22 protein-coding genes and 1 pseudogene are annotated in these 25,220 nt (G+C 65.8%); 14 read left to right on the top strand and 9 right to left on the bottom strand.

Translation table 11 applies throughout. The features are described 5' to 3' along the window. Positions 1-19: 19 nt before the first annotated feature. Entirely contained in the window at positions 20-997 is a 978-nt protein-coding gene (locus P7C00_RS11830) for a thiamine pyrophosphate-dependent dehydrogenase E1 component subunit alpha (protein ID WP_236204160.1), read from the bottom strand. 2 nt (positions 998-999) lie between these two features. Then, positions 1,000-2,075 (bottom strand): annotated as a pseudogene (locus P7C00_RS11825) (ATP-NAD kinase family protein). A gap of 355 nt (positions 2,076-2,430) precedes the next feature. Here P7C00_RS11825 and P7C00_RS11820 point away from each other — a divergent pair. After that, the gene (locus P7C00_RS11820) at positions 2,431-4,299 is read left to right on the top strand and encodes a sigma-54-dependent Fis family transcriptional regulator (protein ID WP_404939116.1); all 1,869 of its coding nucleotides are present in this window, start codon (positions 2,431-2,433) and stop codon (positions 4,297-4,299) included. A 107-nt stretch (positions 4,300-4,406) separates the two neighbouring features. Here the strand turns inward: P7C00_RS11820 and P7C00_RS11815 are convergent, their stop codons facing one another. After that, positions 4,407-5,420, bottom strand: coding sequence for an AraC family transcriptional regulator (locus tag P7C00_RS11815; RefSeq protein ID WP_404939114.1), 1,014 nt, complete (start codon positions 5,418-5,420; stop codon positions 4,407-4,409). A 171-nt stretch (positions 5,421-5,591) separates the two neighbouring features. Here P7C00_RS11815 and P7C00_RS11810 point away from each other — a divergent pair, with 171 nt between their 5' ends. Both P7C00_RS11810 and P7C00_RS11805 read left to right on the top strand, forming a co-directional pair. Beyond that, entirely contained in the window at positions 5,592-6,443 is an 852-nt protein-coding gene (locus tag P7C00_RS11810; RefSeq protein ID WP_404939112.1) for a 3-hydroxybutyryl-CoA dehydrogenase, read from the top strand. Beyond that, positions 6,436-7,032: a TetR/AcrR family transcriptional regulator gene (locus tag P7C00_RS11805; RefSeq protein WP_346631631.1), complete on the top strand. Its 597-nt coding sequence runs from the start codon at positions 6,436-6,438 to the stop codon at positions 7,030-7,032. The genes P7C00_RS11810 and P7C00_RS11805 overlap by 8 nt, the downstream gene beginning before the upstream one ends. Positions 7,033-7,035: 3 nt before the next feature. Here P7C00_RS11805 and P7C00_RS11800 read toward each other — a convergent pair whose 3' ends face one another. Both P7C00_RS11800 and P7C00_RS11795 read right to left on the bottom strand, forming a co-directional pair. Next, positions 7,036-7,671: a response regulator transcription factor gene (locus P7C00_RS11800; protein ID WP_404939110.1), complete on the bottom strand. Its 636-nt coding sequence runs from the start codon at positions 7,669-7,671 to the stop codon at positions 7,036-7,038. Next, positions 7,668-9,557 carry a PAS domain S-box protein gene (locus tag P7C00_RS11795; protein ID WP_404939108.1) on the bottom strand — a complete coding sequence of 630 codons (1,890 nt, stop codon included), beginning with the start codon at positions 9,555-9,557 and terminating at the stop codon, positions 7,668-7,670. Before P7C00_RS11795 ends, P7C00_RS11800 begins: the two co-directional genes overlap by 4 nt. Positions 9,558-9,874: 317 nt before the next feature. Here P7C00_RS11795 and P7C00_RS11790 point away from each other — a divergent pair, with 317 nt between their 5' ends. The 5 genes from P7C00_RS11790 (at position 9,875) to P7C00_RS11770 (ending at position 15,341) form a co-directional block, all read left to right on the top strand. Next, entirely contained in the window at positions 9,875-11,497 is a 1,623-nt protein-coding gene (locus P7C00_RS11790; protein ID WP_346631634.1) for an acyl-CoA synthetase, read from the top strand. Positions 11,498-11,715: 218 nt separating this feature from the next. Beyond that, a complete protein-coding gene (locus tag P7C00_RS11785; RefSeq protein ID WP_346631635.1) occupies positions 11,716-13,488 on the top strand; it encodes an acyl-CoA dehydrogenase C-terminal domain-containing protein in 1,773 nt (590 codons plus the stop codon). 121 nt (positions 13,489-13,609) lie between these two features. Beyond that, the gene (locus P7C00_RS11780; protein WP_404939106.1) at positions 13,610-14,023 is read left to right on the top strand and encodes an LIC_13387 family protein; all 414 of its coding nucleotides are present in this window, start codon (positions 13,610-13,612) and stop codon (positions 14,021-14,023) included. Positions 14,024-14,070: 47 nt separating this feature from the next. Then, positions 14,071-14,676, top strand: coding sequence for a hypothetical protein (locus P7C00_RS11775; RefSeq protein WP_346631637.1), 606 nt, complete (start codon positions 14,071-14,073; stop codon positions 14,674-14,676). A 50-nt stretch (positions 14,677-14,726) separates the two neighbouring features. Beyond that, a complete protein-coding gene (locus P7C00_RS11770) occupies positions 14,727-15,341 on the top strand; it encodes a hypothetical protein (protein ID WP_346631638.1) in 615 nt (204 codons plus the stop codon). 67 nt (positions 15,342-15,408) lie between these two features. On the opposite strand, the gene P7C00_RS11765 is transcribed toward P7C00_RS11770, so the two are convergent. Both P7C00_RS11765 and P7C00_RS11760 read right to left on the bottom strand, forming a co-directional pair. Continuing rightward, a complete protein-coding gene (locus tag P7C00_RS11765; RefSeq protein ID WP_346631639.1) occupies positions 15,409-15,594 on the bottom strand; it encodes a DUF2188 domain-containing protein in 186 nt (61 codons plus the stop codon). Between the two features lie 95 nt (positions 15,595-15,689). Continuing rightward, on the bottom strand, positions 15,690-15,896 hold the full coding sequence (locus P7C00_RS11760) for a DUF6021 family protein (RefSeq protein WP_185073403.1): 207 nt from the start codon (positions 15,894-15,896) through the stop codon (positions 15,690-15,692). 164 nt (positions 15,897-16,060) lie between these two features. On the opposite strand from P7C00_RS11760, the gene P7C00_RS11755 reads away from it, so the two are divergent. From P7C00_RS11755 to P7C00_RS11730, 6 genes are all read left to right on the top strand, one after another. Beyond that, positions 16,061-16,681 (top strand): HAD family hydrolase, encoded by a 621-nt coding sequence (locus tag P7C00_RS11755; RefSeq protein ID WP_404939104.1) that lies wholly within the window; start codon positions 16,061-16,063, stop codon positions 16,679-16,681. Between the two features lie 1,168 nt (positions 16,682-17,849). After that, positions 17,850-18,038 carry a DUF1843 domain-containing protein gene (locus P7C00_RS11750; RefSeq protein ID WP_123724079.1) on the top strand — a complete coding sequence of 63 codons (189 nt, stop codon included), beginning with the start codon at positions 17,850-17,852 and terminating at the stop codon, positions 18,036-18,038. A gap of 36 nt (positions 18,039-18,074) precedes the next feature. Next, positions 18,075-18,704 carry a DUF1842 domain-containing protein gene (locus P7C00_RS11745; protein WP_346631641.1) on the top strand — a complete coding sequence of 210 codons (630 nt, stop codon included), beginning with the start codon at positions 18,075-18,077 and terminating at the stop codon, positions 18,702-18,704. Positions 18,705-18,755: 51 nt separating this feature from the next. Then, entirely contained in the window at positions 18,756-19,364 is a 609-nt protein-coding gene (locus P7C00_RS11740; protein ID WP_346631642.1) for a DUF1842 domain-containing protein, read from the top strand. Positions 19,365-19,500: 136 nt separating this feature from the next. Next, the gene (locus tag P7C00_RS11735; RefSeq protein ID WP_404939102.1) at positions 19,501-20,976 is read left to right on the top strand and encodes a GDL motif peptide-associated radical SAM/SPASM maturase; all 1,476 of its coding nucleotides are present in this window, start codon (positions 19,501-19,503) and stop codon (positions 20,974-20,976) included. Between the two features lie 225 nt (positions 20,977-21,201). Then, positions 21,202-21,990, top strand: a complete 789-nt coding sequence (locus P7C00_RS11730; RefSeq protein ID WP_346631644.1) for a helix-turn-helix transcriptional regulator — start codon at positions 21,202-21,204, stop codon at positions 21,988-21,990. Positions 21,991-22,062: 72 nt separating this feature from the next. On the opposite strand, the gene P7C00_RS11725 is transcribed toward P7C00_RS11730, so the two are convergent. Beyond that, positions 22,063-24,021 carry a MacB family efflux pump subunit gene (locus tag P7C00_RS11725; protein WP_404939100.1) on the bottom strand — a complete coding sequence of 653 codons (1,959 nt, stop codon included), beginning with the start codon at positions 24,019-24,021 and terminating at the stop codon, positions 22,063-22,065. A 2-nt stretch (positions 24,022-24,023) separates the two neighbouring features. Further along, positions 24,024-25,175: a macrolide transporter subunit MacA gene (macA, locus tag P7C00_RS11720; RefSeq protein ID WP_346631646.1), complete on the bottom strand. Its 1,152-nt coding sequence runs from the start codon at positions 25,173-25,175 to the stop codon at positions 24,024-24,026. Positions 25,176-25,220: the final 45 nt, after the last annotated feature.

Genomic DNA, 25,220 nt, shown 5'->3' with positions numbered 1-25,220 from the left:
CTTGTTGTTCTGTGGGGCGTTATGGGTAAGTGACGTACACGTCGGCGAGCAGATCGGCGGGGCTCGGTTTAGGGTCGGTCTTGGCCTTGCGCACCGCGTCTTCGATCAGCGCTTCCACGTCGGCATCGATCTGGTCCAGCTGGCTGGCCTGCACCAGCCCCGAACGGGTGGTGCGCTCGCGGAACTGCATCAGGCAGTCGTTGTGCTCGCGGTAATGCTTGACCTCGTCGGGGGCGCGGTAGGTCTGGGCGTCGCCCTCGAAGTGGCCGTAGTAACGGGTCAGCTTGACCTCGATCAGCGACGGCCCCTCCCCGGCCCGGGCCCGTTCCACGGCGGCGCCGGCGGCTTCGTGCACCGCAAAGAAATCGAAACCGTCCACCGTCACCCCGGGCATGCCGAAGCCGGCGGCGCGGTCGGCGATGTGATCGCAAGCCACCGACCAGTTGGACGCGGTGGCCTCGGCGTAGCCGTTGTTCTCGGCGATGAACAGGCACGGCAGGTTCCACACCGAGGCCATGTTCATGGCCTCGAACACCGCGCCTTCGTTGGAGCCGCCGTCGCCGAAGAACACCACCGACACGCCGTCGGTGCCTTGCAGCCTGGCGGCCAGGGCCGCGCCCACCACCAGCGGCGCCCCGGCGCCGACGATGCCGTTGGCGCCGAGCATGCCCTTCTCGAAATCGGCGATGTGCATGGAGCCGCCCTTACCCTGGCAGACCCCGGTCTTCTTGCCGTAGATCTCCGCCATCATCCCGAAGACGTCCACCCCCTTGGCGATGCAATGGCCGTGGCCCCGGTGGTTGGAGGCGATGCAATCATCGTCCCGCAGGTGGGCCATGACTCCGGCGGCCGAGGCTTCTTCCCCGGCATAAAGGTGGACGAAACCGGGAATCTCGCCGGTGGCGAATTCCACGTGCAGGCGTTCTTCGAATGCGCGGATGGTGCGCATCACCCGGTAGGCGTGGAGCAACTGATCAGTGGTCAGGGGTGTCGACATTTTTATTCTCCAGGGTGTCTTCGGACTGAAGGTTCACGGGGTGTTGCCGGTGATCGCGGTCGATGGCCAGCAGGCGCTGGCGCGCCGCGTGGGCCAGGACCGCGTTGACGTCGATGCTCAGCGGGCCGCCGGCATCCAGGGTGACCGTGGGCCGGTCGTGGGGGTTGAATTCGATCTCGCGCTCGCCATCCAGGGCCAGGGTGCCGGCGCTCAGGCACAGCGGCTGGGGCACCTCCGGTTGCAGGTAGCCGGCCTCCAGCACCCCACAGCCCTGCAGCAGGCCGGGGGCCAGGGGCACCAGCAGCGCTTCGGGAGACTGCGGGTCCAGGCGCATCCAGGCGCCGTGGGGGTCCTGGCGAGTGACCGGCAGCCACAACCCGCAGAGCGCGGAAATGCCGATGGACTGGGGCTCGGCGAAGGTCACGAAGACCTCGGCCAGATCGCTGGCGCGGCTGATGGCCCGGGCGCCGACGAAGGCCAGGGGCGACACCGCCACGTCCACCAGGGCCACTTCGCACAGGCCCCGGGACGGCTCGCGCACCAGCAGGCGCTTGTTGCGCCGCAGGGCGATCTCGGCGGGCACCCGGCCGCTGGCATAGAGCCCGCCGGCCAGCCCGGCGCTGGTGGCTTCGCGCAGTTCCGGAAAGGCGTTGTTGGTGCCGGTGGACAGGGTCAGCAGCGGGATGTCGCCGACCTCAGCGGCCACCGCCTTGTGGGTGCCGTCGCCACCGAGCACGGCGATCAGCGACACCCCGCGCTCGGCCATCCAGCGCGCGGCCTGGCGGGTGTCCTCGACGCTCTGGCGCAGGGTCAGGTCGAGGAACTCCAGGGCCGGCCAGTGCTGCTCCCGGGCCTGGCGGCTGCGGCTGTTCTTCTGCACCGCGGCGGCGATGCCGGTCATGTCGGTGGGCATCAGCACCTGCTCAATGCCGGTGGCGCCAAAGGCCGCCAGCAGACGCTGGATCACCGAGACCTTGTCGGTGCTGGAGAACAGGCCGGCATTGGCGGTGAGGCGGCGCACGTCGCGGCCCGAAGCCGGGTTGGCGATGATACCGACGGTCAGGGGGCGGCGGCTCATAGGCTCACCGCAGGCGGATCACAGGCAGGAGAAAACATCGGGCACCTCGTTCTTATTCTTCGATGGGCCAGTCGGCGCTGGTTGCCAAGGACTGGTTGCCAAGGGCCAGAGCAAGGCCGGTGCCAGTTGTCGGAAAACCTCTGCAGAAGGCCGTTCCAGAGCGGCTGACCTGCTTGTTGTATAGCGTTGAGGAAAGCCGTCTGTGAGACGTTGCATGTCAGGCTGCACGGAGCCTTGGCGAGACCTTGAGACGTTGCGTCTCAGCGGCGTCGCCGTACCAGCCGGTGCTTGTCGAGGGGCATGGATCGGCGCTTAATGCGCCCACAACGATAAGAAGCTGCAACCGGAGGCCTTCATGCTTTCCGCACACTCCAAAGCCCACGTGGACTGCGTCAGCCGGGTCCTGAAAAATGCCGCGCACCTGCCCCAGGCGCCGGTGCCGAGCCTGATCCTCGATTCCTGGCGCCGCTCCATGGAGCAGCACCAGCTGGACCCCGGCTCGCTGCAAGGGCCGCGCATCCTCTGCGAAAACCTGCTCAAGGAATGCCGCGAGCGTTCCGAGCTGTTCCTGCGCATCGCCAGCGAAGAAGTGGCCCGCCTGCATGGCCGGGTGCGCGACGCCGACTACTGCGTGCTGCTCACCGACGCCCAGGGCCAGACCATCGACTACCGGGTGGAGTCCACCCTGCGCAACGACTGCCGCAAGGCCGGGCTGTACCTGGGCACCTGCTGGTCGGAGGGTGAAGAAGGCACCTGCGGCGTGGCGGCGGTGCTCACTGCGCGCACGCCGATCACCGTGCACAAGCGCGACCATTTTCGCGCCGCGTTCATCGGCCTGACCTGCTCCGCCGCCCCGGTGTTCGATCCCCAGGGCGAGCTGCTGGGGGTGCTGGATGTGTCGGCGGTGCGCTCCCCGGATGACCGCCGTTCCCAGCACCTGATCCGGCAGATGGTGGTGCAGAGCGCCCGGGAGATCGAACAAGCGTTCTTCATGAACAGCGCCCAGGGCTACTGGGTGCTGCGGGCCCATGCCAGCCCGGGCTATGTCGACAGCCAACCGGACTACCTGCTGGCCTGGGACGACGACGGTTGCCTGCGGGCGCTGAACCCGGCGGCGCGTCATTACCTGTTACAACGCTTTGGGCGGCTGCCGCAGCACATCGCCCAGGTGTTCGACCCGCAGCTGTTGCAGCGCGCCCGGGACGAGGCCCTGTGCCCGCTGTCTGCCGAGCTGCATGGCCGCTTGCAGGCGCCGCGCCGACCCCAGAGTCGCCCGCGCCTGAGCCTGGCCGGCGAACCGCTGGACCCACGGGTGGAACAGAGCCTGCGCCTGGCAGTGCGGGTCAAGGACCGGCATTTGCCGGTGCTGATCCAGGGCGAGACCGGTTCCGGCAAAGAAGTCTTCGCCCGCCAGCTGCACCAGGCCAGCCAGCGTCGGGACCGGCCCTTCGTCGCGGTGAACTGCGCGGCGATTCCCGAGAACCTGATCGAAAGCGAACTGTTCGGCTACGTCGCCGGGGCCTTTACCGGGGCCTCGAACAAGGGCATGCAGGGGCTGCTGCAACAGGCCGATGGCGGCACCCTGTTCCTCGATGAAATCGGCGACATGCCCCTGGCCTTGCAGACCCGCCTGCTGCGGGTGCTGGCCGAGGGTGAAGTGGCACCTCTGGGGGCCGCGCAACGCAAGGCGGTGGATATTCAGGTGATCTGCGCCACCCACCGCGACCTGGAAGCGCTGGTGGCCGAGGGCAGTTTTCGCGAGGACCTGTATTTCCGCCTGGGCGGCGCACGCTTTCAGTTGCCGCCCCTGCGCGAGCGCAGCGATCGGCTGGCGCTGATCACCCGGATAGTCGAAGAAGAATCCAAGCGCTGCGGCGCGCTGGTGCAACTGGGCGAAGTGGCCTTGGAATGCCTGCTGGGCTACCGCTGGCCGGGCAACGTACGGCAATTGCGCCATGTCCTGCGCTACGCCTGCGCCGTGTGCGAAGGGCCGCTGATCCAGCTGCATGATTTGCCTGAACAACTGCGCGGCGCCGAGGCCGAAGGCGCCCTGCCCGCCCTGGAAACCGCCACCAGCCCCGAGCGCCAGGCCCTGCTGGATGCCCTGGTACGCCACCGCTGGAAACCCGTAGCAGCGGCCAAGGCCCTGGGCATTTCCCGCGCCACCCTGTACCGCCGTGTGCAGCAGCACGGCATCCAGATGCCGGGCCGCAGCCCGGCCTGACCCCCACCGACCGTAGGAGCCGGCTTGCCGGCGAATGGGCCCCTGGATTGTGCATCGATCTTGCGGACGCCTTCGCTGGCAAGCCAGCGCCTACAGGGGGCCCGGTGTCAGCGGCCGGGCTGAAAACGCGCGCGGTAGCGCCCGGGGCTTTCGCCGGTCCATTTTTTGAACGCGCGGTGGAAGGCGCTGGGCTCCTGGAAGCCGGTGAGTTCGGCAATCTCGCTGATGCTGGCCGCCGAGCGCCGTAGCAGCTCGACCGCGACGCCGCGGCGCACTTCGTCCTTGATCTCTTGATAGGAGCCGCCCTCGCGCTCCAGGCGCCGGCGCAGGGTGCTGGCGCTCATCTGCACTTCGCGGGCGAAGGCTTCCAGGGTCGGCCACTGGCTGTAGTGGCTGCCCCGCAGGCGCTGGTGCACCTGGGTGGTCAGGCCGTGCTGGTTGCGAAAGCGGATCACCAGCCATTGCGGGGCGCTGCGCAGGAACACCTTGAGCGAGGCCAGGTCCTGGACCACCGGCAGGCGCAAAAAGCGGCTGGCAAATTCGATCTCGGTGCGCCCGGCGCTCCAGGTCAGGTTGCTGCCCCACAGCAGCGGATCGTCGCTGAGGCTCAGGCGTGAATGGCGAAAGTCGGCGCGGTCGATGGGTATCCTCCGCCCGCCGAGCCAGCACAGCAGGCTGATGATCAGCACCAGCAGGGTTTCCTCGGCGTAATGGCTGCCCAGCGGGTCGTCGCAGCGGCTGTCGAGGCTGAGCACCGCACGCTTGCCCCGCAGGCTGAGGCTGGCGCCGACGTCCCGCAGGAACAGGCCGAAGTTGTTCAGGCACTGGCGCAGGGCCTTTTCCAGGTTGGGCTCCTGGATCAGTCCGCGGCAGATCAGGGCGAAAGCCCCCGGCGGCATGCCGCGGGAGTCGAGCTGGAAGAATTCATCCTGCAACTCGCGGATCTGGATCAGCCACAACGCGGCAAAGGCGCTGCCGGGCACCCGGGCCCGGGGCTGGTCGAGCAACGCCGGGTCGATGCCGGCTTCCCTCAGCACCGCCGCCAGGCGTGCCGGCTGCTGGCGCAGGGCGTGGGTCATCACCCGGACAAAGTAGACCGCGACCGAATCCGTTTCACGCATGTAGAGGCTGTGCTCCCGTAGCTGGACCTATGGCAAAAAACGCCAGCACCCTTGACCGCTTTCGGCATAGGCCGGCCACCGTGCCGGGCTCTAGACTCGCGCTGGATAACGCGCTGTGCAAGGCAACCGCGCCATGCTCCGCGAAGGCAATGAACAAAGGAAGAGCTGAAGATGAATCTTGCGAATATCGGTGTGATCGGCGCCGGCACCATGGGCAACGGCATCGCCCAGGTCTGTGCCCAGGCGGGCTTCGAGGTGACCCTGCTGGACATCGCCCAGGGCGCCCTGGAAAAGGCCCTGGCCACCATCGGCAAGAACCTCGACCGGCAGGTGAGCAAGGGCACCTTGAGCGAAGACGACAAGCGCGCCGCCCTGGGCAAGATCCGCATCAGTACCGATTACAGCGTGCTCAAGGACGCCCAGCTGGTGATCGAAGCCGCCACCGAGAACCTCGATCTCAAGCTCAAGGTGCTGCAACAGATCGCCGCCCAGGTCAGCACCGAGTGCGTGATCGCCTCCAACACCTCGTCGCTGTCCATCACCCAACTGGCCGCCAGCGTCAGCGCGCCGGAGCGTTTCATCGGCCTGCATTTTTTCAACCCGGTGCCGGTGATGGGCTTGATCGAGGTGATCCGCGGCCTGCAGACCAGCGACGCGACCCACGCCCTGGCCATGAATATGGCCCAGCTCCTGGGCAAGACCGCGATCACCGCCGGCAACCGCCCGGGTTTTGTGGTCAACCGCATCCTGGTGCCGATGATCAACGAGGCGATCCTGGTGTTCCAGGAAGGCCTGGCCAGCGCCGAAGACATCGACGCCGGCATGCGCCTGGGCTGCAACCAGCCGATCGGCCCGCTGGCCCTGGCCGACCTGATCGGCCTGGACACCCTGTTGGCGATCCTCGAAGCCTTCTACGACGGCTTCAACGACAGCAAGTACCGCCCCGCGCCGCTGCTCAAGGAAATGGTCGCCGCCGGCTACCTGGGCCGCAAGACCGGTCGGGGTTTCCATACCTATGGCTGAGCGCTGCTCACGCTTTGCCGAAAGCCGCGACAAGGCCCTGGAGCTGTTCGCCAGCAAGGGCTTCGGCCAGGTCGGCATGCGTGAGCTGGCGAGCCATCTGGGGCTGACCCCGGGCTCGCTGTACCACCATTACCCGAGCAAGCAGCACCTGCTGCTGGACCTGATCGAAGAGTTCTTCGATGAGCTGCACAGCACCCTCAAGCGTTTGCAGCGGCGCAAGTTGCAGGGCGACTGCCTGCCGGCGCTGATCCGCGCCCACCTGAAACTGCACCGGGAATTGCCGCGGCATTTTCGTCTGGTGGAGCGCGACAGCGGCTGCCTCAACCCCGACCAGCAGTTGCGGGTCGGGCAATTGCGCGAGCGTTACGAGCAACAGTTGCTGCAACTGCTGGGCACCCCGCCCGGCCTCGGCCTGCCGGCCCAACGTGCCGCCGCCCATGCCTTGGCCAATCTGCTGAACAGCGCCCCCAGCTGGTTCAGTGAACAACCGCTGCCCGAACGTGAACGCGAAGCCCTGCTGGAAAACCTACTGAGCGGCGCCATCGAGCGCCTGCTCGGTGGCATCCCCGTGCGCAGCGCGGTGGCCTGAACCTCAGCGCAGTTGCAGCGGCTCCACCAGCCCGGCGGCAATCGCCATGCCCACCAGCTGCGGCAGGTGCTCGGCCTGCATGCGCTTCATCACCCGTGAGCGATACAAATCGATGGTCTTGATGCTGACCCCCAGCTGCTCGGCGATCTCGCGGTTGGTATAGCCCTGCACCAGGGGCAGCAACACGTCTTTCTCCCGTGGCGTCAGGCTCTCCAGCAAACCTTGCACCCGGGTCTGCCCGGCACTCTGGTGCTGATGGCGGTCGGCGCGGCTCAGGGCCTGCTGCACGCTGTCCAGCAGCAACTGTTCGTTGTAGGGCTTCTCGATGAAATCCACCGCCCCGGCCTTGAACGCCCGGACCACGATGGGCACGTCGGCGTGGCCGCTGACAAAGATCAGCGGCAGACGGATATCGCGCTGACGCAGTTGTTCCTGGACATTCAGCCCGCCCATGCCCGGCATGCGCACATCCAGCAGCACGCAGGCGTTGAGGCTGGGGTCGCAGTGTTCGAGAAACTCCCGGCCACTGGTGAACGGCAGCGCCTTGAGGCCCACCGACTCCAGCAGCCAGACGGTAGAGTCGAGCATGCCCGGGTCGTCGTCGACCACATACACCACCTGCTGCGCCTCACGGGTCATTGCCTTGCTCCTGTTGTCGGGTGGGAAGCTGCATCCGGATCGGCCGGGGCCGTGGCCGGCAGGTGGCAGCACATCATCAAGCCTCGGTCCTGGAGTTGGGCCTGCAAGTCGCCGCCAAAGCCCTCGACGATGCTGCGGCTCATGGACAGCCCGAGCCCCAGGCCGTTGGCCTTGCTGGTGTAGAACGGGGTGAACAGCTGAGGCAGCTGTTCGGCGCAGACTCCGGGGCCCTGGTCGCTGACGCTGATCCGCACCCCGCCTTCGGCCGCCGCTTCGGCGCCCAGCACAATGTGCGAGCCTTGTTCTGGATGCACCTCACGATTGGCCTCGATGGCGTTGCGCAGCAGGTTCAGCAGCACCTGCTCCAGCAGTACCCGGTCGGCGTACACCGGCGGCAGATTATCCGCCAGCCGCAGCTCGATCGCCACCTGACAGGCCTGGGCTTCCCAGGCACACAGGCGCACGGTTTCCCGGGCCACTTCGGCGATATCCAGGGCCTGGACCCGGCGCCCGCCCTTGCGCAGAAAAGCCCGCAGGCGCTTGATCACTTCGGCGGCGTGGGTTGCCTGTTCGGCGATCCGCTCCAGGCCCTGGGCGACCTTGCGAGCGGCCTCCGGCTGAGTGTCCAGGGCCTGCAAATAGCGTTGGCTGGCGTTGGCGTAATTGACCACCGCCGCCAACGGCTGGTTGATCTCGTGGGCGATCCCTGAGGCCAGTTCGCCCAGGGTCACCAGGCGCGCAGTGTGGGCCAGTTCGTCCTGGTGATGGCGCTGCTGGGCCTCGCGCAGTTCGCGCTCGCTCTGGTCGTGGGCCACCAGGGAATAGAAGCGCTCGCCACTGGCGGCGCGGTGGGCCAGGAGCATCAGCGACACCGGCACCGAACTGCCGCCCGCCGGGGGTTGCAGGCGCGTCTCGATGCTCCAGCGGCCGCTGCGTTCGGCACAGCTCCAGCCTTCCTGTTGCAGGCTCTGCAGCACTTCCTGGCTGAGGATCGCCGCCAGTTCCGGCATCGCCTGCCCGGTGGCAAGATCCAGGGTGCGCCGGGCGGCCGGGTTGAGGTAGGTCACCGCGCCGCCGGGCTGGATGAACAGCACCGGGTCGGGGTTGGCTTCCACCACTTCCGCCAGGCGCCGCTTGTTCTCCTCGGCCTGGACCCGGGCAGTAATGTCCCGGGACACCGCCACCACTTCCACCACGGTGCCGGTGTAGGTGTCGCGGATGCCGCGGCAGGCGGTTTCGAACCACAGGTAATGACCGTCGCGATGGCGGATGCGGTAGGTCATGGTGTGGTAGCCGTCCTGCTCCAGGGCGTCCTGAGTGCGCTGCATCAACCCAGCGAGGTCCTGGCTGTGGAACAGGCTGCGGGCCAGCAGGCCACGCAGTTGTTCGGGCCAGTAGCCGAGCAGGGTCCAGGAAGCCGGCGAGGCGTCGAGGAAACTGCCGTCCGGGGTGTGCCGGGAAATCAGGTCGGTGGTGTTCTCGGTGATCAACCGGTACAGGCGCCGGGCCTTGGCCGACTCGCGCTCGGCCTGGACCTGGGCGGTGGCTTCCTGACAGCGCGCCAGCACCCGCTGTCGCAGGGGATCGGGGATAAAGCTCCAGAGCAGGATCCGCTCGCCCCACTGGGCCTCCACCTGTTCGATGGCCCGCTGCTGCTCCAGGCAGGCCCGCACCAGGGCTGGGTGATTGACCGGCAGCAGGGCCGCGATCTCGTCGCTGGCCGCGCCGTCCAGCCACTGGCGCAATGCCGGATTGAGGTCCAGCGGCTGCGCCTGGGCGTCCAGCAACAGGCTGGGTTGCGGGTCATGGCCAAGCCAGGGCGAATCCGGCAAGCAGCCTTCGCGCTGTAGGCGTAGCCAGTGACGCAGGTGGGTGGAGTCGGGCATGGTCGATCAATCTCGGGGCCGGAGTGGCGGATTCTTTTTATAGTATAACTACTATACAACTCAGGTAGTACTTCCATATCAATCGACAAACAGTATATAAAAGCCCCCGGATAAGTCACCGAGCTTTCGCTGGGTGTGCTGCGTACCTGCCTGTAGGGCACGATTGATGGGGAACGCCCGGCTCCTACAGGCGCAGGTGTTCTTGAGAACGCCTTCGCCGGCAAGCCGGCTCCTACAGTGGGTGCCCCAGGTACACAGCTCACGCCATCCAAGCCTCGGCCAATAGAGCTAATAATCAGCCACCGGGTACCCGAACCATGTCCATCTACGAGCAAGGCCTGGCGCCGACTGCCGTCAATCACATTGCCCTCTCCCCCTTGAGCTTCATCGAACGCACCGCTGCGGTTTACCCCGATTATCCGGCGGTGATCCACGGTTCGATCCGCCGCACCTGGGCCCAGACCTACAGCCGCTGCCGGCGCCTGGCCTCGGCCCTGGCCGGGCGCGGCATCGGCAAGAACGACACCGTGGCGGTGATGCTGCCGAACATTCCGGCGATGCTTGAGGCGCACTTCGGCGTGCCGATGATCGGCGCCGTGCTCAATGCCCTCAATGTGCGCCTGGACGCCGAGGCCATCGCCTTCATGCTGGCCCACGGCGAAGCCAAGGTGCTGATCGCCGACCGCGAATTCTCCGAGGTGATCCACGCCGCCGTGGCCATGCTCGATCACCCGCCTCTGGTGATCGATCTCGACGACCCGGAATACGGCGAAGGCCAGCCGGTCAGCGAGCTGGACTACGAGGCCTTTCTCGCCGAGGGCGATCCCGAGTTTGCCTGGCAGTGGCCGGATGACGAGTGGCAAGCCATCGCCCTCAACTACACCTCAGGCACCACCGGCAACCCCAAGGGCGTGGTCTACCACCACCGCGGCGCCTACCTCAATGCCCTGGGCAACCAGATGACCTGGGCCATGGGCAACCACCCGGTGTACCTGTGGACCCTGCCGATGTTCCACTGCAACGGCTGGTGCTACCCCTGGACCGTCACCGCCCTGGCCGGGGTGCATGTGTTTTTGCGCCGGGTCGATCCGCAGAAGATCCTCAACCTGATTCGCGAACATCAGGTCACCCACCTGTGCGGCGCGCCCATCGTGCTCAATGCCCTGGTGAACATGCCCGACACCGCCAAGGCCGCCATCGACCACCCGGTCAACGCCATGGTGGCCGGAGCCGCGCCGCCGGCCAAGGTGATCGGTGCGGTGGAGGAAATGGGCATCAAGGTGACCCACGTCTACGGCCTGACCGAGGTCTATGGTCCGGTGACCCTGTGCGCCTGGCACGCCGCTTGGGACGAGTTGCCCCTGGAGCAGCGGGCGCAGATCAAGTCACGTCAGGGCGTGCGCTACCCCACGCTGGAAGGGGTGATGGTGGCCGACCCGAAAACCCTTGAACCGACACCGCGGGACGGCCAGACCATCGGCGAGATCTTCATGCGCGGCAACACCGTGATGAAGGGTTACCTGAAGAACCCCAGCGCCACCGCCGAGGCCTTCGAGGGCGGCTGGTTCCACACCGGCGACCTGGGGGTGACCCACCCGGACGGCTACATTGAAATCCGCGACCGGCTCAAGGACATCATCATTTCCGGCGGCGAGAACATCTCCACCATCGAACTGGAAGGCGTGCTCTATCGCCACCCGGCGGTGCTGGAAGCGGCGGTGGTGGCCCGGCCCGACGAAAAATGGGGCGAGACACCCTGCGCCTTCATTACCCTCAAGGCCGATCATCAGGACGTGCGCGAAGCAGACATCATCGCCTTCTGCCGCGAGCACTTGGCGGGCTTCAAAGTGCCGCGCACCGTGGTGTTCAGCCAATTACCCAAGACCTCCACCGGCAAGATCCAGAAATTCGTCCTGCGCGACATGGCGAAAAACCTCTAGCCTGAATACACACCCCCTGAAGGAGCCGGCTGGCCGGCGATGGCGATTTTGCCGCCCCCCCGTAGGAGCTGGCTGGCCAGCGAAGGCGTCGGCCAGGACCATGCATGGCTTGCGGGCCTCTTCGCCGGCAAGCCGGCTCCTACAAAGGGGATTTACGGTCATTTTCGATTCATGCGGCCACGGCCGTTCAACCTCCCCTTTTGCCCGAGGTTCCTGCAATGCCCGAATTCAACGCTCCGCTGCGCGATATGCGCTTTGTCCTGCATGAAGTGTTCAATGCGCCCAAGCTCTGGGCCCGTCTGCCGGCCCTGGCCGATACCGTGGACGGCGACACCGCCGATGCCATTCTCGAAGAGGCAGCCAAGGTCACCGGCAACCTGATCGCCCCGCTCAACCGCAGCGGCGACGAGGAAGGCGCCAGCTGGCACGCCGGGCAGGTGCGCACCCCGGCCGGTTTCAAGGAGGCCTACAGCACCTATATCCAGGGCGGCTGGGTCGGCCTGAGCGGCAACCCGGCCTACGGCGGCATGGGCATGCCGAAGATGCTCGCGGTGCAGTTCGAAGAGATGCTCTACGCCGCCAACTCCAGCTTCGCCCTGTACTCGGCCCTGAGTTCCGGGGCCTGCCTGGCCATCGACGCCCACGCCAGTGAAGCCCTCAAGGCGCTGTACCTGCCGCCCATGTACGAAGGCCGCTGGGCCGGGTCCATGTGCCTGACCGAGGCCCACGCCGGCACCGACCTGGGGATCATCCGCACCCGCGCCGAGCCCCAGGCCGATGGCAGCTACCGCATCAGCGGCAGCAAGATCTTCATCACCGGCGGCGAGCAGGACCTGACCGAGAACATCATCCACCTGGTGCTGGCCAAGCTGCCGGACGCCCCGGCCGGGCCCAAGGGCATCTCGCTGTTCCTGGTGCCGAAGATCCAGGTCGATGCCAACGGCGTGCTCGGCGCGGCCAACGCGGTGAGCTGCGGTTCCATCGAACACAAGATGGGCATCAAGGCTTCGGCCACCTGCGTGCTGAACTTCGACGGCGCTACCGGCTGGCTGATCGGCGAGGCCAACAAAGGCCTGGCGGCGATGTTCACCATGATGAACTACGAGCGCCTGTCCATCGGCATCCAGGGCATCGGCTGCGCCGAGAATTCCTACCAGAACGCCCGCACCTATGCCCGCGAGCGTATCCAGAGCCGTGCCCCCACAGGCCCGGTGGCCAAGGACAAGATCGCCGACCCGATCATCGTCCACCCCGATGTGCGGCGCATGCTGCTGTCGATGAAATCCATGACCGAAGGCGGCCGGGCCTTCGCCAGCTACGTCGGCCAGCAGCTGGACCTGGCCAAGTTCGCCGACCAGCCCCATGAGCGGCAAAACGCCGAAGCCCTGGTGGCGCTGCTGACCCCGGTGGCCAAGGCGTTCTTTACCGACACCGGCCTGGACAGTTGCGTCCTGGGCCAGCAGATCTTCGGCGGCCACGGCTATATCCGCGAATGGGGCCAGGAGCAATTGGTGCGGGATGTGCGCATCGCCCAGATCTATGAAGGCACCAACGGCATCCAGGCCCTGGACCTGCTGGGGCGCAAGGTGGTGGGCAACGGCGGCGTGGCCCTGCGCCTGTTCACCGGCGAGATCCGCGACTACGCCTACCTGCCCGGCGCCGCCTACGCCGCCGAGCTGCTGGACGCGGTGCAACGCCTGGAAGACCTCAGCGACTGGCTGCGCGAACAAGCGGCGCAGAACCCCAACGCAGTGGGCAGCGCCTGCGTTGAATACCTGCAACTGTTCGGCTACGTGGCCTATGCCTACCTGTGGGCGCGCATGGCCCAGGTGGCCGAGCACAAGCGCTCCGAGGACCACGGTTTCTACGGTGCCAAGCTGGCCACCGCACGCTTCTACTTCAGCCGCATGCTGCCGCGCATCCTCAGCCTGGAACAGAGCATCCGCGCCGGCAGTGCCTCCTTGTTCGGCCTCGACGCCGAGCACTTCTGAGCCCCTGGGCAGGGCGCCCGCCGCCCTGCCCCGTGCCGCTAAAAAAAGCCGCGCCCGCAGGTGCAAAACCTCGGGCGCCGCTGCATACTCCGCGCACCCGAGCACCGCCCAAGGAAGAAACGTGTTGGCCCCCGCCCTGATCATCGCCAGCTCAGCCATCGTGCTGCTGCTCGGCACCCTGCACCTGATCTACACCTTCGCCACCGACAAATTCCAGCCCCGTGATCCGGCCCTGGCCGAACGCATGCGCCAGGTGTCGCCGATGATCACTGGCCAGACCAGCCTGTGGCGGGCCTGGGTCGGCTTCAACGCCAGCCACAGCCTGGGCGCCATGCTGTTCGGCCTGGTCTATGGCTACCTGGCCTGGCTGCACCCGGCCCTGCTGCTGGAGGCCAGTGGCTTGCTGCTGATCGGCCTGGGGTTTCTCGCCAGCCTCTGGGTCCTGGCCATCCGTTACTGGTTTCGCATTCCCCTGGCGGGCATCAGCATCGCCCTGCTGCTGTTCGCGGTTGCCTGCGGTTGGCTGTTGGTTTGAACCTGAGCCGCCCTCCCTCATCGTCCCTGTTACTCTCGAGTTCCTTCATGTCCCGCCTGTACACCCTCTGGTCCCGGCTCTACTACCCGCTGTGCTGGATCGCCGTCGCCGCGCCCACGGCCACCATGATCCATTGCAACCTGAACCTGATCGTCCCCCGGGACGTTGGCGGCACCCTGTTCGGCGGTTCCATGGGTTTTCTGATGTACCTGGGCGGCTGGGCCCTCAGCGTCCTAGGCCTGGTGCTGGCGCTGCTGACCCGAGTGCCCGGCGCGCGCCTGGCCTGGATCGTCGCCGGGCTGGTGCAGTTGCTGCTGGGCCTGTGGTGGCGGATCAACTACCCGGATGATTTCGACGGCAACCTGATCTTCAGCATCCAGGCCCGGGAGCTGGACTACGTGATGGTGTTCGGTTTTGCCCTGGTCTACAGCGGGGTCTACCTGTTGCGCCAGCAGCGGCTCAAACCGCGTCCGCCCGCCCATCGCAAGCTGCTGTTGCTGCGGACCCTTTGGGCCCTGGTGCTGGGGGCGGCCTTCATCCTTCCACCGCTGCAGGCCATCACCCGCAAACCCCTGCCCTATTGCGCCTTCGACCGGGCCGGCAATCAGTTGAGCATATGCCTGGGCCCTGGCACCCGGGTGATTGTCGACTGAGCGTGCCCCTGACTTCATTCCTCCTTTTCTCGACCTTGATGAGTGTGCCCATGTCTCGCCTGTTTACCCTGTGGTTGTGGCTGTACCGCCCCCTGTGCTGGATCGTCGTCGCCATCCCGCTGTCGGTGATGCTGCTGTGCGACGTGCAAGTGATGCAACCGCGGGATGTCAGCGGCACGCTGTTCGGCGGCGCCATGGGTTTTCAGCTGTACCTCTTTGCCTGGGTGCTGTGCCTGATCGGCCTGGTCCTGGCCCTGCTGACCCGGATGCCCGGCGCGCGCATGGCCTGGCTGATGGCCGGGCTGGTGCCGTTGCTGCTGGGGGCCTGGTGGCGGCTCAACTACCCGGATGATGACGATGGCAGCCGCTCGTTCAGCCCCCAGGCCTGGGAGCTGGACTACATGATGGGCATCGTGTGCCTGTTCGTTATCAGCGGCCTGTACTTCTACTGGCGCCGACGCCTCGTCTCACGGCCCGCCGCCCACAGCGCCGATGTGCTGTTTCTGCAAACCGTGTGGGCGCTGGTCCTGGCGGCGGTATTCATCCTGCCGCCGCTGAGCTTCATCAAGCAGCAATCCCTGCCCCGCTGCGCGTTCAACAAGGCCGGGGAGCAATTGACCGTGTGCCTGAGCGATGATCCGAACGAACCGGTGATTGTCGACTGACCCGGCGCTGGCAGCAGCCCGGACACAAAAAAGCCCCGAACCGATCGGGGCTTTTTTCTGCCGGGCGCTATCGATGCTTGGTGGCCGGTGATGCCCTACGCACTGGCAAGGCGGCAGCAAAGGCCAGGGCTTCTTCCCGGGTGCCGAAAGTGGCAAGCCGGTCACCCGCTGTGCAGACCTTCCAGGGGCCGTGGTTGACGCTCAATACCTGATAACCGTTGATCTGCAACTTGTTCAGCAGCGGCGTACTCATGGACACCTCCTTTTTGTCAGCGTGCCTGGGGCTTGGCCGTTTTACCTTACACCCGCAGAACGACCCGGCGACGGCCGCATGTCGGCGCGCCGGGGTCATTTCCTCAGATTGGCCAGGGGGTCGTAGGCTCGCGAGCGCTTGCGCTGGTGCTCGGGTTCGGGCTGATCCAGGGGCGCCCTGGCCGGGCCTACCGGATCGACCTGGGGGTCGGCCAGGTCCGGCGAATCGGGGTCAAAACCCGGGTCATGGTGATTCGAGGCGTGCTCGGACGAGCGCGGCCCCGTGGGGTTCTTGGCAGCCATGGTCAGCTCCTGTGCTAGCCCGCAAAAGGACGGGTACAGGCGTTGGATCGCGATCCGTTCCAAGGGTGCCGGCCAGCGGACCAATGGCCACCGGCAAATTGCATTGCGCTGCGCAGCGTCGCAGGATGACGCCCTGGCCCACAACCGCTCAACAGGAAGTGTTCATGACGATTCGTGCCGTGGTTTTCGATTTTGGTGGCGTGCTGTTCGACTGGAGCCCGCACCACCTGTACCGCCAACTGATCCCCGACGACGCCCGTCGCCAGTGGTTCCTCGACACCGTCTGCACCCAGGCCTGGAACACCCGGCAGGACGCCGGGCGGCCCCTGGCCGAAGCGACCCGCAGCCTGGTGGCCGAGCATCCCGAGCATGCACCGCTGATCGAGGCCTATTACGGGCGCTGGCCGGAGATGCTCAAAGGGCCACTGGAGGAAGGCGTGGCCCTGTTGGAAGAGCTGCACCAGGCGCAGATGCCGCTGTTCGGGTTGACCAACTGGTCCCAGGAAACCTTTCCCTATGCCTGGGAGAATTATCCGTTTTTGCAAAAGTTTCGCGACATTGTGGTGTCGGGGCAGGAGCAGCAGATCAAGCCGGATGCCGAGATCTATCACACGGCTTTGGGGCGCATTCGTGCGCATTTGCCGGGGGTGATGCCTGAGGAGTTGGTGTTCATTGATGATCATGCGCCGAACATCGTCGCGGCCAGGGCGTTGGGGTGGCGGGCGATTCATTATGTGGCTGGGGAGGAGACGCGGAGGCAGTTGGGGGAGTTGGGGGTGGTTTGAGTTCTGGGGCTTTTTTTGGGGGGGGACATATCCGGTGCTGCGGGTGGGGCTGGTTACGGTTTAGCTCTTACAGCGGGGTTGGGGACATATCCATTCCTGCGGTAACGGCCACTTAGGGTTTCGCCCTTACGGCGAGTCACTTTGGAAGGAGCCCAAAGTAACCAAAGGCTCTTGCCCCTCCACTCGGTGCCTCGCCTAGGCTCGGCATGCCCTCACTCCGGCATTGATCCGTGGGCCGCCGCCACCGGCCATCCATGGCCGGGTGGCGGCTAACCCGGCATCCCTGCCGGGTTACCCACGGCTCAATGCCTGCGTTCGGCCATCGTGGTTAACTGGGCGCTCAGATCAAGATCAAAATCAAAAGCGCGACGGCGGCCTTGCGGCCGGCCTGAAGCTAAGGGTGGGTGCGTTTCTGTAGGAGCTGGCTTGCCAGCGAAGGCGTCCGCCCAGGCGCTGCATGTCTTGCGGGCCTCTTCGCCGGCAAGCCGGCTCCTACGGACAGCGCGTAAACGCGCTTGGCTTTTGATCTTGCTCTTGCTCTTGATCTTCAGGCCCCTTCCCAGCCGGCCGAGCGTAGGCGTTGCGTAGGGGGCAGCTCGGCATGGATGCCGAGCTAGCCGCCACCCGGCCATGGATGGCCGGGTGGCGGCGGGCCCCCGGAGCAATGCCGGAGAGAGGGCACCCCGAGCCCCAGCGAGGGGCCCATGGAGGGGCAAGCGTTTTTGCTTACTTTTCGCTGGGCCGGCACTCCGGCGTTTGAAAAAAGTGAGTCGCCGTAAGGGCGAAACCCTAAGTGGCCATAACCGCAGCAACGGATATGTACACCATCCCCACGCCATAAAAACGAACCCACCAGCGGCCGTGACCGCAGCAACAGATATGTACCCCGTCCCCCTCACCCTAAAGGCAAAACCGCCAGCGGCCACCCCGCATCACCGGATCAGCCCCGCGAAAAAACCCACCCCTCTATCGCCATCCGCAATCACCTCCCCCCCTCCATATCGCCCTTTGGAATGCCCCCCCAGCCCCCCTCGAACCCCCGTGAATCCACCTGTCGGAAACCCACAAAATCAATGTGCCATTACCCCGCCCTTTCCACCCGCGCTGCTTAACTGCAAAAGCTGCCAAGTACCGCAGCACCCATCCACACCCACGGAAGGCACACGCCATGAGCAATGCATCTCAACATGTGATTCCACCCTACGGGGTGGCAATTCAATCGGCGATCTCCGAAGGCAAGCTGCCCCAGATGAAAGCCCTGTTGGCCAAGCGCGGTCCGAAAGAGTCCGAACCCAAGGATCTGCACAACGCCTACGAACAGCTGGCCAAGGAAGTCGCCCGCCTGGAACAGCACTAGTCGCTGTTTCCCCGTCATTGAATGGAGGCAAAGCATATGTCTGGTTCTATCCCCCAAGAAGGCCTGTTCCCCCTGAGCTATCGCATCGGTACCTCGCAACCCGGGGCCCCAACCCTGATCCTCAATCTGTTGGTCTACACCCCCGAGCAAAGCGTGCGCGGTACTTCGTCCATCACTCAGGCGGTCAATCCGCCCCTGGACCTGCATAGCGAAGTCTGGGGTCAGTACACCTACCTGACGGTCATGCCGCCGAGCACCAGCAAGATCCTCATCACCGCCCAGGGCAATCAGGGCGGACCCGGTTCCAACTCCGTCATCAACTTCAAGCTGCATCTGGTGGTCGGCGAGGACTGGAAGGAAGGCGTGGCCAACTACCAGTACTACAACGGACACAGCTGGGTATCGGTCAATCAGGTCCCCGCCCATCTGCAGGAGCCCGTGCAGTCCAGCACCCTCTCGGCCCCTCACCATGGCCAGCCCAACCGCCCACTGCCGCCGATCTCGGCGCTGTACGCGGCACCGATCCACGGCGCCATCGCCAGCGGCGACCTGGCGCAGATGAAGAGTCTGCACAAGGTGGCCACCCAGCAACTCGAGCAGCTGCCGCTGATCCGCACGGCGCTGGATGCGGCCAAGGCCGAGATCAGCAAGCACGAGCGGCGCTGATTCCGGCCGTCCAGCGAACCTGATGTCTTCCAAAAGATAAGGAGTTGCAGCATGACAATCGGACTGTTCCATACCCGCCTCATCGTCGCCAACCCTGTGATCGGAGGGCCGGTGCTGACCCTGGATCTGCTGGTCAACACGCCGCAGAAAAAAGTCAGCGGCGTGGCCCGGGTGACTCAGAGCACCTCGCCACCGGTGCACTTCCTCGCGGATGTCTGGGGCGACTACTCCCAGGTCAAACTGGACCCCTCCAGTGAAGGCCATATCGTCCTCAACCTGGCCGGTAACCCCAGCGGGCCCACCAGCCAGATCGCCGAGACTTTCCATCTGCAGGGCATTCTCGGCCTCGACTGGGCCAGCGGTTTCGCCAGTTATCGCTACCAGTACCAGGGCCATTGGCATGTGGTCCAGCATGCCGCCGTGAGCCAGGCGCCCGTGGATCAAGCGGCCAGCGCCGAGCTGGCGCCCAAGGACGATCAGCGGCATCTGTACCCGCAGCCGCTGTATGCCGTGGCGCTGCAGCAGGCTCAGAGCAGCGGCGATCTGGCGCGGCTCAAGGCGCTGGTGGCCCAGGGCGAGCAGCAACTGGCCAACAGTGACAACCTGAGCCAGGCGGTGCAGCAGTTGCAGGCGGAAATCAGCCGCCTGGAACGTCGCTGAGTTCAGGCACCCGGGGCCGGCCGACAAGGGTCGGCCCCAGGGTTGCGGTAAACCGATCGCGCCATTGCAACACAAGGAAGGCGCGCCTATTTCGATGGGTTGGTGCCGCGCACCGCTGGGTGCGCAAGGATCTTTCATGTCAGACAGTCTCCCCGTCCGCTACCTCAGCGAAACCGACCTCAAGCGCTATGTGCCGGTGCACGTGGTCTGGGAAATCACCCTCGCCTGCGACCTCAAGTGCCTGCATTGCGGCTCCCGTGCCGGGCATCGGCGCCCCGGCGAGCTGAACACCCAGGAATGCCTGTCGGTGATCGATTCCATCGCCGCCCTGGGCACCCGGGAAGTCACCCTGATCGGCGGCGAAGCCTATTTGCGCAAGGACTGGACGCGGCTGATCCAGGCCATTCACGACCACGGCATGTACGTGGCGATCCAGACCGGCGGACGCAACCTGACCCCGGCCAAGATGCAGGCCGCGGTGGACGCCGGGCTCAATGGCGTCGGCGTGTCCCTGGACGGCCTGGCGCCGCTGCACGACGCAGTGCGCAACGTGCCCGGCTCCTTCGACAAGGCCCTGGACACCCTGCGCCGGGCCAAGCAGGCGGGCCTCAAGGTCAGCGTCAACACCCAGATCGGCGCCGCCACCCTGCCCGACCTGCCGGCCCTGATGGAGCTGATGGAGCTGATCATCGATGCCGGCGCCAGCCACTGGCAGATCCAGCTGACGGTGGCCATGGGCAACGCCGTGGATCACCCCGAGTTGCTGTTGCAGCCCTATCAATTGCTGGAGGTGATGCCACTGCTGGCGCGCCTGTACCGCGAAGGCGCCGAGCGCGGATTACTGATGAATGTGGGCAACAACATCGGCTACTACGGCCCCTACGAACACATGTGGCGCGGCTTCGGCGACGACCGTGTGCACTGGAGCGGCTGCGCCGCCGGGCAGACGGTGCTGGCCCTGGAAGCCGACGGCACGGTCAAGGGCTGTCCGTCCCTGGCCACGGTCGGTTTCTCCGGCGGCAACGTGCGCAGCATGAGCCTGCACGACATCTGGCACTACAGCGAAGGCATGCACTTCGGCCGCCTGCGCTCGGTGGACGATCTGTGGGGCTACTGCCGCACCTGCTACTACAACGACGTCTGCCGTGGCGGCTGCACCTGGACCTCGCACTCGCTGCTGGGCAAGCCGGGGAACAACCCCTACTGCCATTACCGGACCCTGGACCTGCAGAAAAAAGGCCTGCGCGAGCGCATCGTCAAACTCGAAGACGCCGGCCCGGCCTCGTTCTCGGTGGGCCGCTTCGACCTGATCACCGAGCGCATCGACACCGGCGAGGCAGTCTCCAGCGTCAGCGACAGCGGCCAGGTGATCAAGCTGGCCTGGATCAACCAGGGCCAGGCCTCCCCCGAGGAAGGTCGCATCCCGCCGCGCCTGGCCCTGTGCCGCAGTTGCCTGGAGTACATCCACGCCCATGAAAGCACCTGCCCGCACTGCCACGCCGATGTTGCCGCCGCCGAGGCCCGGCACCAGCAAGACCGGCTGCGCCAGCAGGCGCTGATCAACACCCTGCACCAGCTGCTGGGCATGCCCCAGGAGCAACCGCGCCTGTAACCCCCGCCTGCCCCGCCGCCGCGCCGCCCCAGGCGCGGCGACGGTTGTAGCGGCCCCGCCTGCCGTGCAAGTTTTTGCGCACTTCATCAAACAGCCATCACAACCCTGTACTAGGATACGAGGCGACCCTTTGTCGATCCGCGCAAACAGGAGGTAAATCAAGCGAGCCCCAAACTCGTTGTTATAAGGCAGTCCTTCCACACCTTCACATTCATGGATGAAATGATGAACTCACAAGTACTGTTTCCACACATTGGCAAGGTCATCGCCAGCACCGGCAGCCGCAGTTTCCCGCGCATGCTGCACGACCTGATACTCACCCAACTGGCTGTGGACGCCACTCACATCACCCAACTGCGGGCCGACCCGCAACAGGCCAGCGGCAGAACCGGCAATACCTTGATGCAAAGCCGTCACCCGCTGTACAGCGACCTGCACGCCAGCAACGACCCGCTGCTGCGCGCCGGTTTTCCCGAGCAGCCCGACGAACCCTGCGGCAGCCCGCCACTGCTGCGTCACCGGGGCAACGCGGACCCGGCGCAATTGCACCTGACCGGTCGCAAGGATTCGTATCACTTCGTGCTGTCGGTGTACCGCAGCAGCCAGGCCCAGAGCTTTTCCCCCCAGGAACGCCTGCTGCTGGAGGACATCTCGCCGCTGTTGCTGCCCATGGTGGAAAAACACATCAGCGCCCTGCAGCCACGCAGCGACTCTGCCGAGCAGGACCGCGCCGCCATCGAGGGCCTGGCGACCTTGCGCCTGCGCTTTGCCGAGCGCCTGGAGCAGTCCGGGCTGCGCCTGTCCAACCGCGAGCTGGAAGTCTGTGTCGGGCTGCTGGCCGGACGCACCGCACCGCAGCTGGCCGAGCAGCTCAAGCTCAAGGTCAATACCGTCGAGAGCTACCTCAAGCGTGCCGCCATCAAGCTCGGCATCAGTGGTCGCCACTCCCTGCTGCGCTGGATGTACTCGCCCCAGGAAGACGCGCCGGGCACCAGCGATAGCACGCCGGCCTGATCCGACACCGGCCTTGATCCCGTAACCCCGACCCCGCCGGCCCCAGTGCCGGCGGTTCCGTCTGTGGGCCGGTCAATCCCGGGCCAGGGCCTCGATCGGGTCCAGCCGGGCGGCATTGCGCGCCGGAACGAAGCCGAAGACGATGCCGATCAGGGTCGAACAGGCGAACGCGGTGACGATCGAGCCCATGGAAAACACCATTTCCCATTCCTTGATGAACAGGGTGAACAGGTAACCGATGGCAAACGACAGGGCGATGCCGATGGCCCCGCCGATCAGGCAGACCATCACCGCCTCCACCAGGAACTGCTGGCGGATGTCCGACTGCCGCGCCCCCACCGCCATGCGGATGCCGATCTCCCGGGTTCGCTCGGTCACCGACACCAGCATGATGTTCATCACTCCGATGCCCCCGACCACCAGGGAAATCACCGCGATCAGCGACAACAGCAAGGCCAGGGAGCGGCTGGTGCGCTGCACCGTCTGCATGATGCTGTCGAGGTTGTTGGTGAAGAAGTCCTTGGTGCCGTGACGCTGCGCCATGAGTTTCTTCACATGCTCCTCCACCACCTTGCTCGGCTGGCCGTCCTTGATCTTCACGCTGATGCTGTCCAGGTGGCGCTGGCCCAGCACCCGTCCCGCCGCCGTCTCGTAAGGCACCCAGACGTTGAGCAGGTTGCTGGCGGCGAACATGTTCTTGTTCTCGGCGGTGACCCCGATCACCGTACACGGCAAGTTGCCCACCAGGATCACCTGCCCCAGGGGGTCGACGTCCGGGCCGAACAGACGGTTGCGCGTGTTGTGGTCGATCACCACCACCTGGGCCTGGCGCCGGGCATCGTTCTCGCTGAAGGCGATGCCGGCCGCAAGCTTGAGATCGCGGACCTTGAAGTACAGGTGGCTGACGCCGTTGACCGTGGCATTGAGGTCGATATTGCCGTAGCGCAGCAACAGGCTGCGGCCCACCATCGGCGTGGCGCTGTCGACGTAGTACAGCTGGTTCAGGGCCGTCACGTCAGCGGGCATCAGGGTCTGGATCGCCGCCGCCCGGCTGTCGCCGAAACTGGCCCCGGGGAAGATGTCGATGGTGTTGCTGCCGATGGCCTGGATGTCCTTGAGCACATAGCGCTTGGCGCCCTCGCCGATGGCCACGATGGACACCACCGAGGTGATGCCGATGACGATGCCGAGCATGGTCAGCAAAGTGCGCATGCGGTGCGAGACCAGCGCCACCCAGGCCATGACGAAGGCTTCCTTGAACAGCCCGAGGCTGGCCACCAGGCGTCGCGCTCCGGCCGGCCGGGTGCTCACCGGAGCCTGCGTCGGCACCTCTTGCGCCCCGTGCGAATTGACCCGGTCGCTGACGATCTCGCCGTCGTGCACTTCGATGATGCGTTCGGCATTGGCCGCCACCTGAGGGTCGTGGGTGACGATGATCACCGTGTGCCCCAGGGCGTGCAGCTCCTGGAGAATGCCCATCACCTCCTTGCCGCTGTGGCTGTCCAGGGCCCCGGTGGGTTCGTCGGCGAGGATCACTTCGCCGCCGTTCATCAGGGCCCGGGCGATACTCACCCGCTGTTGCTGGCCGCCGGACAACTGGTTGGGCCGGTTGGCCAGGTGCCCGGACAGCCCCAGGCGCGCCAGCAGCTCCCGGGCCCGGCCATGGCGCTTGACTTGCGGGGTGCCGGCGTAGATCGCCGGCATCTCGACGTTGTGCATGGCACTCAAGTGCGGCAGCAAGTGATAACGCTGGAAGATGAAGCCGAAATAGTCCCGGCGCAGCTCCGCCAGGGCCTGATCGTCCAGGTCGCGGGTTTCCTGGCCGTTGACCTTGTAGCTGCCGGCCGTAGCGTAGTCCAGGCAACCGAGGATGTTCATCAGGGTCGACTTGCCGGAGCCCGAGGCCCCGGTGATCGCCAGCATTTCCCCGGCCTGGATGCTCAGGTCGATGTGTTTCAGGGCCAGGAACTCCCGCTCCCCGGCGGTGAAGCTGCGGCTGATGCCCTTGAGCTCCAACAATGGCTGGGTCATGGTCAGGCCCCTGCCGTGCCGGGCACCGGATCACCGATCACCACCTTGTCGCCCTCCGCCAGGCCCTCCTTGATCTGCACCTTGACGTTGTTGTTGATCCCGGTGCTGACGTTGCGCGACTGGGCATGGCCCTTGGCGTCCAGCACCCGCACCGCGAAGCTGCCGTCGGCGTTGCGCGGGCCCAGGGCCGCCACCGGCACCATCAGCACATCCTTGGCGGTATCCAGCACGATGCGCACCTGGGCGGTCATGGCAATGCGCAGCCGGTGGTCCGGGTTGGGCACGTCGAACAGGGCGTTGTAGAACACCGCGGTGTTCTGCTTGGGGGTGCCGGCGGTCTGGGTTTCGAGAAAGTTCTGCGGCGCCGGTTCAGTGCCCCGCAGCTTGGCGTAATAACGCCGCTCGGCTTCGCCGAGGATGGTGAAATACACCTCCTGGCCGGGGGCGATATGGATCACGTCGGCCTCCGAGACCTGGGCCTTGACGGTCATGGTGTCCAGGTCCGCCAGTTTCAGCAGCACCGGCGCCAGCTGGTTGGCAATCACTGTCTGGCCTTCCTGGGTCACCACCCCCACCACATCGCCGTCGATGGGCGCGATGATGCGGGTGTAGGCCAGGTTGACCTTGGCGGTGTCGATCTGGATATGGGCGCTCTTGATCTGCGCGTCCAGGGACAGCAGGTTGGCCCGCTGCACCTCGTAGTTGGACTCGGCCGTCTCGAAATCCTGCTGGGAAATCGACGCGTCCGACTGCAGGTCACGGTAGCGCTCGTAGATGGCCTTGGTTTCCTTGAGCTGGGCCGCGGTGGCGCGGCGCTTGGCTTGCAGGTTTTCCTCGTCCACCTGGGCCTGGCGCAGGGTGTTCTGCAGCACCAACGGATCGATTTCCGCCAGCCACTGGCCCTTCTTCACCTTGTCCCCGACCTTGACCTTGAGCGACTTCAACTGCCCGGAAACCTGGGCCCCGACGTCCACCTGCTTGATGCCCTCCAGCAGGCCCGAGGCCAGGACCGCGTTCTCGATGTCCCCCCGTTCAACCTTGGCGGTCAAGTACTGCGGCGGCTCTGCCGGCGCCTGCACCGTATAGAAAATCAATCCGGCCACAACCACCAGCAACAGCCCCATACCGATTTTGCGAAACTTCGACTTTTCCATAGATGACCACAAGTGCGTTGAGAGCGGGCTCCACCGGCCAGCGGC

Source organism: Pseudomonas sp. JDS08PS003, from assembly GCF_045013505.1.
Taxonomy (GTDB): domain Bacteria; phylum Pseudomonadota; class Gammaproteobacteria; order Pseudomonadales; family Pseudomonadaceae; genus Aquipseudomonas; species Aquipseudomonas protegens_B.
The sequence above is the reverse complement of the archived record's forward strand: the minus strand, read 5'-3'. Positions and strand labels throughout refer to the sequence as shown.